Origin of the sequence: Mycobacterium sp., assembly GCF_019243155.1 — a bacterium.
Taxonomy (GTDB): domain Bacteria; phylum Actinomycetota; class Actinomycetes; order Mycobacteriales; family Mycobacteriaceae; genus Mycobacterium.
Genome location: NZ_JAFAUS010000117.1, coordinates 1 through 7,439 on the forward strand (window position 1 = coordinate 1; position 7,439 = coordinate 7,439).

Here is a 7,439-nt window from a genome sequence, read left to right on the forward strand (position 1 = left end):
CCGCCGTGGTCCACGTACCACTGCGCGCCCTGGAACAGGCAGGTGAAGGTCGGCGAGTATTTGTTCAGCAACGCCGTGGTCGGATCTAGCAGGTTGATCGACCGCACGATATTGGATTCGTTTCTGCCGATGACGTTGATGCCGGTCTGGCTCAGGCCCACCGCCGACAACAACAGCGAGTCGAGCGACCGCTGGTTTTCGGTGAGGGTGGTGCTGGTCGTCGCGGCCGAGTCGAGGATCGACAGAATATCCTGGGCCGCATTGGAATAGATCCCTGTCGTCTTACCGAAGAGCTTCCAGTCCTTGCCAATGGTGTCCATCCGCGGGTTCACCGTCAGCAACAGGTTGTTCGCGTCAGTGATCGCCTCACCGATCCGCTCCCCCTTGCCGCGCACCGACTCCGAGAAGGCGGACAAGATCGCGTTCAGCTTCGCCGGGTCGATCGCGTGGACCACGGACTGCAGATTCTCGAACACGGTGTTGACCTCGACGGTGATGTTGCGCGAATGCAGCACCGCACCGGACTTCAGTGGTGTCCGGCTGGGGTTTTCCGGCACGATCAAATCGACGTACTTGGACCCGAACGCCGTCGTCGACTTGATCTCGGCCTCGAGGTTGCTCGGCAGGTACTTGAACGGGCCTGGTTGCATCTTCAGCTGCAGCCGAGCCGCTTTGACGTCGGTGCCGATCGAGCCGACCTGACCGACCTGCACGCCGCGCAGCTTGACCTTGGCGCCCTGCTCCATCACGAGGCCGGCCCGGTCCGACACGAGTGTGAGGGGAATGAATTCTTGAAATTTGCCCGAGAACGCCCCCGCGGTCAAAGCGATTATCACCGCGACGAGAATGAAAAGTGTTGGTGCCCACCAGATCGGGTCGATCGTGCTGGTGCGGACCCGGTTTCTCCTGCGCGCGCCGCTGTCTCTGTGGTTGCTCATCCAGTCATCCCGACAGGTTGAAGTTGCCGGACTGCCCGTAGACGGACAACGAAATCGCAAGGCACACAAACGCCGTGACGATCATCGATGACCGCACCGAACGCCCGACAGCTTCGCCCACCCCAGCGGGGCCCCCTGTCGCGGTAAAACCGTAGTAGGTGTGTACGACCATCACACCCGTCGCCATGGCCAGCGCCGCCAGAAACGACCAGAGCAGGTCGGTGGGACGCAGGAACGTGGAGAAGTAGTGCTCGTACACGCCGCGTGATTGACCGTAGATATAGATGGTGCCGAACTTGGCGGCAATGAACGACATCAGCACCGCGACGGCATACAGCGGGATGACGACCAGCACCCCGGCGATGATGCGCGTCGACGAAAGATAGGTGATCGCGCGGATACCCATGACTTCCAGCGCGTCGATCTCTTCGTTGATGCGCATGGCGCCCAGCTGTGCCGTGGTGCCGGCGCCGATGGTGGCGGCCAGGGCCACCCCGGCCGTGCACGGCGCAATCATCCGGACGTTGAAGAACGCCGACAGGAACCCGGTCAGCGCCTCGACGCCGATGTTGGACAACGTGTCATACCCCTGCACCGCGACGAGCGCACCGGTGGTCAGCGTCAGAAAGCCGATGATGCCCACCGTGCCGCCGATGACCGCGAGCGCCCCACTGCCCAAACCCATCTCGGCGATCAGCCGCAGCAGCTCGTTGGGATAGCGCCGCACCGCGTCGACGGTCGACGCCAGGGATTTGCCGTAGAACTCGGTCTGCTCGCCGAGCCTGCGCGCGTAGGCGGTCAGGTTGGGGCCGGCGGTGGTGAACCACGAGGGCGCTCTTAGCGCAACGGTCATTTCGCGGTCACCTTCACTCCGAGCGCGGTCAGCACGATGTTGATGAAGAACAGGGCCATGAAGGAGAACACCACCGTCTCGTTCACGGCATTGCCGACCCCGGTGGGACCGTTGCCCACCGACAGGCCCTTGTAGCAGGCGATCAGCCCGGCGGACAGCCCGAACAACGTCGCCTTGATGAGCGAAATCACCACCTGCGGCAGCCCGGTGACCAGGGTCATGCCCGTGATGAAGGCCCCCGGGGTTACGTGCTGAACAAAGACCACGAAGATGTAGCTCCCGGTCAAGCCGGTGACCGCGACCACCGAATATAGCAGCAACGCAACGAAAGTGGCTGCGATAATGCGTGGAACCACAAGGGCCTGAATGGGATTGATCCCGATCACCTTCATCGCGTCGATTTCCTCGCGAATGGTGCGGGCGCCCAGGTCGGCGCACATGGCCGTCGACCCGGCACCGGCGACCGCCATCGCCGTGACAACCGGCCCGACCTGCCCCACCGACGCCAACGCCGCTCCGGCGCCGGACAGATCACCGGCGCCGATCTCGACGAGCAGAATGTTGAGGACGAACACGATCAGCACCGTGTACGGGATCGACAGCATGATCGTCGGGAAGATGGAGACCCGCGCCACGAACCAGATCTGCTCCAGCAGCTCGCGCCACGCCCACGGTCCTCTGACCGCGGCGACCAATGCTTCTGCGCTGAGCATGAAGAACTCACCCAATGCGTTCATGGGCTTTGCGATCGTGGTGCCGTTCATACGGCTCCGGTCCCCCAATTTCGTAACAAGATTAATCCGTTTGTAATTAATCGACTTAATAAGAGCCAGCAGTGTTTACATGTGGTCGCGACGATTGTTTAGCGCATAGACCACGCGAGGAATTTACGGGCAAAGCGATGCCCGGCGTCAGGGTTGTAATCAACCAGAAATAATATGGCCAGCGAGCGTCAAAGCCCGGCAGATTTTTGCGCCGACCTGCGCAATCAGACAATTATTTGGCTACAAGACCGCGGATCCCACCCGGTGCGGTCGCGAGTGCGACATCCGCTTTCGGACCGAAGGACTGGGCCGCCCGGAGGCGCGCGACAACGCCAGAGCCAGCGGCCGGACGGGTGGAACCCATCCGCGCAGCCGAGTGTGGCGAACCCCATCTCTATCGGCGCCCGGTCACTATTCGCCGCTCACGAATTCTTGTTTGCCGAGGAATTAATAGAGCACATGCGGCACCCGTTCCGTTTGGCTGTCATCGCCGTGAGTCACGGTTCGGGTAAGCAGCATTCGGCACAAGGGTTGCATTCAGTGTGAGCGCAATTGCGTCGCCCAGGGCGGCATTTCGTTTTGGTTAGACTTCCTGCGTGACTGATACTCCGTCGTCGTACCTGGTATTGGCCTCGCAGCGCAGTGGCAGCACTCTGCTGGTCGAATCGCTGCGCGCAACCGGCGTGGCGGGCGAGCCGCAGGAGTTCTTTCAATACCTGCCGGCCACCAGCCAGGCACCGCAGCCGCGGGAGTGGTTCGCCGACGTCGGCGACGAATCGATCCTGAGCTTGCTCGATCCGTTGGACGTCGGGACGCCGGATCTGGCACCGCCCGAGATTTGGCGCGACTACATCCGCACCGTCGGCAGGACGCCGAACGGAATCTGGGGCGGCAAGCTGATGTGGAATCAGACTCCTTTGTTGTTGAAGCGGGCGAAGAACCTGCCCGACCGCAGCGGCGACGGCCTGCTGGCAGCGATTCGCGACGTCGTGGGCGAACAACCGCTCCTCATTCACATCCACCGTCCCGATGTGGTGTCACAGGCGGTGTCGTTCTGGCGGGCGGTACAGACCCGGGTGTGGCGGGGCCGGCCCGATCCAGTGCGCGATGCACGGGCTACGTACCACGCCGGGGCGATCGCCCACGTCGTCACCATGTTGCGCGCCCAGGAAGAGGGCTGGCACAAGTGGTTTGCCGAAGAGGGCGTCACGCCGATGGAGATCCCGTATCCGGTCTTGTGGCGCAACCTGACTCAGGTCGTGGGCGACATCCTGGAGCAACTCGGTCTCGATCGCGAACTGGCGCCCGCGCCGGTGCTCGAGCGGCAAGCCGATCACCGCTCCGACGAGTGGGTGGAACGCTACCGCGCGGATGCCGAGAAGGACGGGCTACCGACTTAGCCGCGCGGAACAGATCTAAATTCAGCGCGAGCGAATCACTGGTTGGTTGGCGTCCGAAACGTCACCATTCCCCCAGCAGGGTGTGCCCCTGAAAGCCGCCATAGGTTCTTGAGGAGCAGTCATCGTGGGTGAAGGCGTGCCAATTGACGGAGAGGACCACGAGGCGGCGCGGGCGCCGGACTGGTCTGACCGGATCGGCTCGGTGTCGGTCGACTGGTGGGCGACCGCGGTCGCCGGTGTGATCGTCGCGTTGGCGGTGGCCAACGTGCTCCCGAAGATTCCGTGGTGATCGCGTGAGCACAGTTCGCGTCGAGCCTGACGAAACGTCGGCCGAACCAACCTTTACCAGCGCTCGCCCGCTCGACTACGTGCCGGGCATTCTGCTACTGATCGCCGTCGGGGTGCTCGGCAAGTACGCGCAGATCTGGTGGAACGCGCTGGCCAAGCACGAGCACTGGACGGTACCCGACATCGAATATGTGTTGTGGGCCATCGTTATTGGGTTGCTCATCACCAACACCATCGGCCTGCACCCGATATTCCGGCCGGGCGTGCTGACCTATGAGTTCTGGCTGAAGGTCGGGATCGTGGCCCTGGGTTCGCGATTCGTGCTGGGCGATATCGCCAAGCTCGGCGCGATCAGCCTGGTGCAGATCCTGGTGGACATGACGATCGCGGGAACCGTAATCATCGTCGTGGCACGCGCATTCGGGTTGTCGGGCAAGCTCGGCTCGCTGTTGGCAATCGGCACCTCGATCTGTGGGGTGTCGGCCATCGTCGCGGCCAAGGGCGCGATTCGCGCCCGAAACTCCGACGTCAGCTACGCGATCGCCGCGATCTTGGCGTTGGGTGCGGTGTCGCTGTTCGTGTTGCCGCCGCTGGGGCACGCGATCGGGCTCACCGACCACGAATTCGGCTTGTGGGCCGGGCTTTCGGTGGACAATACCGCCGAGACCACGGCCACCGGATACTTGTACTCCGACCACGCCGGCAAGATCGCGGTGCTGGTCAAGTCGACACGTAATGCGCTGATCGGGTTCGTCGTTCTTGGCTTCGCGCTGTTCTGGGCGGGCCGCGGCCAAGCCGACGAGATCGCGCCGGGCGTCAAGGCCAAGGCCGCGTTCATCTGGGCCAAGTTCCCCAAATTCGTATTGGGGTTCCTTGTGGTCTCGGCGATCGCCACCGCGGGCTGGCTGACCAAGGGCCAGACCGCCAACCTCGCGAACGTGTCGAAATGGGCGTTCCTGCTGACCTTCGCCGGCGTGGGCCTCAACACCGACATTCGCCAGATCGCACGCACCGGATGGCGCCCGCTCGTCGTCGCGATCATCGGACTGACCGTTGTCGCGACGGTCTCCCTGGGCGTCGTGCTGCTGACGTCACGCGTCTTGGGTTGGGGCGCAGGCACTTAGGCCCAGATAGACCCACGCCCCAACACCTCAGCCGACGTTCGTGCCGCCCTCCGCAATCCGGCGCACGGCGCGCAAGAACACGTCGATCTCGGAGAACGTGTTGTAGAACGCGAACGACGGGCGCACCGTCGTCTCGAGTCCCAACCGACGCAGCGCGGGCTGTGCGCAATGGTGCCCGGCGCGCACCGCGATGCCTTCGGCGTTGAGCGCCTTGCCCACCTCGAGCGGCTCGTGGCCCTCGAGCACGAAGGACAGCACGCTGGCCTTCTCTTCGGCGGTGCCCACCAGACGAACTCCGGGGATGTCGGCCAACCGCGGCGTCGCGTACTCCAGCAACGCGTGCTCGTAAGCGGCAATGCGCTCGACGCCCAACCGCTGCACGTAGCGCAGCGCTTCGGTGAGCCCGACCGCGTCGGCGATGTTGCCCGTCCCGGCCTCGAACTTCGTCGGCGGTCCTTGATACAGCGACCGCTCCAGCGTGACGTCGGCGATCATGTGCCCACCGCCCTGCCACGGCGGCGTCTCGGTCAGCGCCTCCTCGGTGCCGTAGAACGCGCCAATTCCCGTGGGGCCGTAGATCTTATGCCCCGAGAACACGAAGAAATCCGCGCCGAGTTCGGCGACGTTGACCGGGATGTGCTGAATCGACTGGGCGCCGTCGATCAAGACCTTGGCGCCGTAGCGATGACCCAACTCGACGATCTTGTCCACCGGCACCACGGTGCCAAGTGCGTTGGACACCTGGCTGGCCGCGACCAGCTTGGTCCGCGGACCCAGCAGTTCCTCGAACTCGCTCAGCAACAGGTTGCCCGCGTCGTCGATCGGAGCCACCTTCAGGATCGCTCCGGTCTTCTGCGAAATAAGCTGCCAGGGAACAATATTCGCGTGGTGCTCCAGGTGCGTGATGACGATCTCGTCGCCCGGCTGCAGGTGCTTGCCGCCCCACGCGTGGGCCACCAGGTTGATGGCCTCGGTGGTGCCGCGCACGAACACGATGTTCTCGGAACTGGGCGCCCCGATGAAGTCGGCCACGGTGTCGCGGGACTCCTCATAGGCATCGGTAGCCCGGGCCGCCAATTCGTGTGCGGCGCGGTGGATGTTCGAGTTCTCGTGAGCGTAGAACTGCACCAGTCGATCGATCACCACTTGCGGCTTCTGCGTCGTCGCCGCGTTGTCGAACCAGATCAGCGGCTTTCCGTTGACGATCTCCTTCAGGATCGGGAAATCCGCCCGTACCGCGTTGACATCGAACACCTCGTGCTCGTCCGGCAACCGCGGCACCGGCTCTGTGACGTTCAGGAAGTGGTAGTTGTGCTCGTCGCCCGATTCCGAATGCGACGGCGGCGCATCGGACCAACGCAGGTCGCCGACCGAGGGCACCTGGGGCACCCAGGACGGAACGGCGCCACGCGCGCCCACCGGGGCGGTCGGGGCGGCGCCGGCCAACACCCCGGGCACCGTCGGGACGATGCCCTGGGTCGGCACCGCAAAAGCGCTCAGTTCACCGGGCGGCAGGTACGACACCGACGTCGTGTCCGGCGCGCTGCCACGCGGCGTGACCGGCACGGCCTGCGGCGGCGCCTCGGGCTCCGACGATGTCGGGGCCGGTAGGTAGATGTCGGTCAGCCCCAGGGCCGGAACGGCCGCCGGGTGGACGTCCGCCGCGCCGAAAGCCGTCTGCCCGGCCGAGCTGCCGGCCGTCGTGTCCGGCGCGCTGCCGCGCGGCGCGACCGGCACGGCCTGCGGCGGCGGCTCGGGCTGGTACGACGTCGGAGCCGGTACGTACGTGTCGGAGACACCGAGCGACGGGGCCGGCGTCGGATAGACGTCGGCACTGCCCGCAGCGGTCTGCCCTGCCGCCGTCGCGGCCGTCGTGTCCGGCACGCTGCCGCGCGGGGCGACGGGCGCGGACTGCGGCGGGCTGTCCGGACCGGGTCGGATGCTGGCCGCGTACAGCTGACTGGCCAGCGCCGCGATTTCGGCAGCGCTGATGGGCAGGTCGCTTTCGGCGTCTACCGCGCGGTACTCACTCGTACTCATGGAACTGGTCCACGGCGACACCGTCGAGCACA

7 protein-coding genes are annotated in these 7,439 nt (G+C 64.8%); 3 read left to right on the forward strand and 4 right to left on the reverse strand.

All coding sequences use genetic code 11. From position 1 onward, the window contains the following. From JOZ00_RS05785 to JOZ00_RS05795, 3 genes are all read right to left on the reverse strand, one after another. The coding region (locus tag JOZ00_RS05785; RefSeq protein ID WP_293340986.1) for an MCE family protein at nucleotides 1-938 on the reverse strand (938 nt) is incomplete at its 3' end. 4 nt (nucleotides 939-942) lie between these two features. Then, nucleotides 943-1,791, reverse strand: coding sequence for an ABC transporter permease (locus JOZ00_RS05790; RefSeq protein ID WP_293340989.1), 849 nt, complete (start codon nucleotides 1,789-1,791; stop codon nucleotides 943-945). Next, on the reverse strand, nucleotides 1,788-2,555 hold the full coding sequence (locus tag JOZ00_RS05795) for an ABC transporter permease (RefSeq protein ID WP_293340992.1): 768 nt from the start codon (nucleotides 2,553-2,555) through the stop codon (nucleotides 1,788-1,790). The genes JOZ00_RS05790 and JOZ00_RS05795 overlap by 4 nt, the downstream gene beginning before the upstream one ends. A gap of 596 nt (nucleotides 2,556-3,151) precedes the next feature. On the opposite strand from JOZ00_RS05795, the gene JOZ00_RS05800 reads away from it, so the two are divergent. The 3 genes from JOZ00_RS05800 to JOZ00_RS05810 all read left to right on the forward strand — a co-directional run bounded on the left by JOZ00_RS05800 (nucleotide 3,152) and on the right by JOZ00_RS05810 (nucleotide 5,367). Further along, nucleotides 3,152-3,955 (forward strand): Stf0 family sulfotransferase, encoded by an 804-nt coding sequence (locus JOZ00_RS05800; protein WP_293340995.1) that lies wholly within the window; start codon nucleotides 3,152-3,154, stop codon nucleotides 3,953-3,955. A gap of 136 nt (nucleotides 3,956-4,091) precedes the next feature. Then, the gene (locus JOZ00_RS05805) at nucleotides 4,092-4,244 is read left to right on the forward strand and encodes a hypothetical protein (RefSeq protein WP_293340998.1); all 153 of its coding nucleotides are present in this window, start codon (nucleotides 4,092-4,094) and stop codon (nucleotides 4,242-4,244) included. 4 nt (nucleotides 4,245-4,248) lie between these two features. After that, nucleotides 4,249-5,367: a YeiH family protein gene (locus JOZ00_RS05810; protein ID WP_293341001.1), complete on the forward strand. Its 1,119-nt coding sequence runs from the start codon at nucleotides 4,249-4,251 to the stop codon at nucleotides 5,365-5,367. A gap of 27 nt (nucleotides 5,368-5,394) precedes the next feature. On the opposite strand, the gene JOZ00_RS05815 is transcribed toward JOZ00_RS05810, so the two are convergent. After that, entirely contained in the window at nucleotides 5,395-7,407 is a 2,013-nt protein-coding gene (locus tag JOZ00_RS05815; RefSeq protein WP_293341004.1) for a family 2A encapsulin nanocompartment cargo protein cysteine desulfurase, read from the reverse strand. Nucleotides 7,408-7,439 lie beyond the last annotated feature (32 nt).

Bases quoted from the DNA above. Each gene is read 5' to 3' on its own strand.
- JOZ00_RS05790 (WP_293340989.1), bottom strand. From the start codon at position 1,791: ATGACCGTTGCGCTAAGAGCGCCCTCGTGGTTCACCACCGCCGGCCCC.
- JOZ00_RS05815 (WP_293341004.1), bottom strand. From the start codon at position 7,407: ATGAGTACGAGTGAGTACCGCGCGGTAGACGCCGAAAGCGACCTGCCC.
- JOZ00_RS05795 (WP_293340992.1), bottom strand. From the start codon at position 2,555: ATGAACGGCACCACGATCGCAAAGCCCATGAACGCATTGGGTGAGTTC.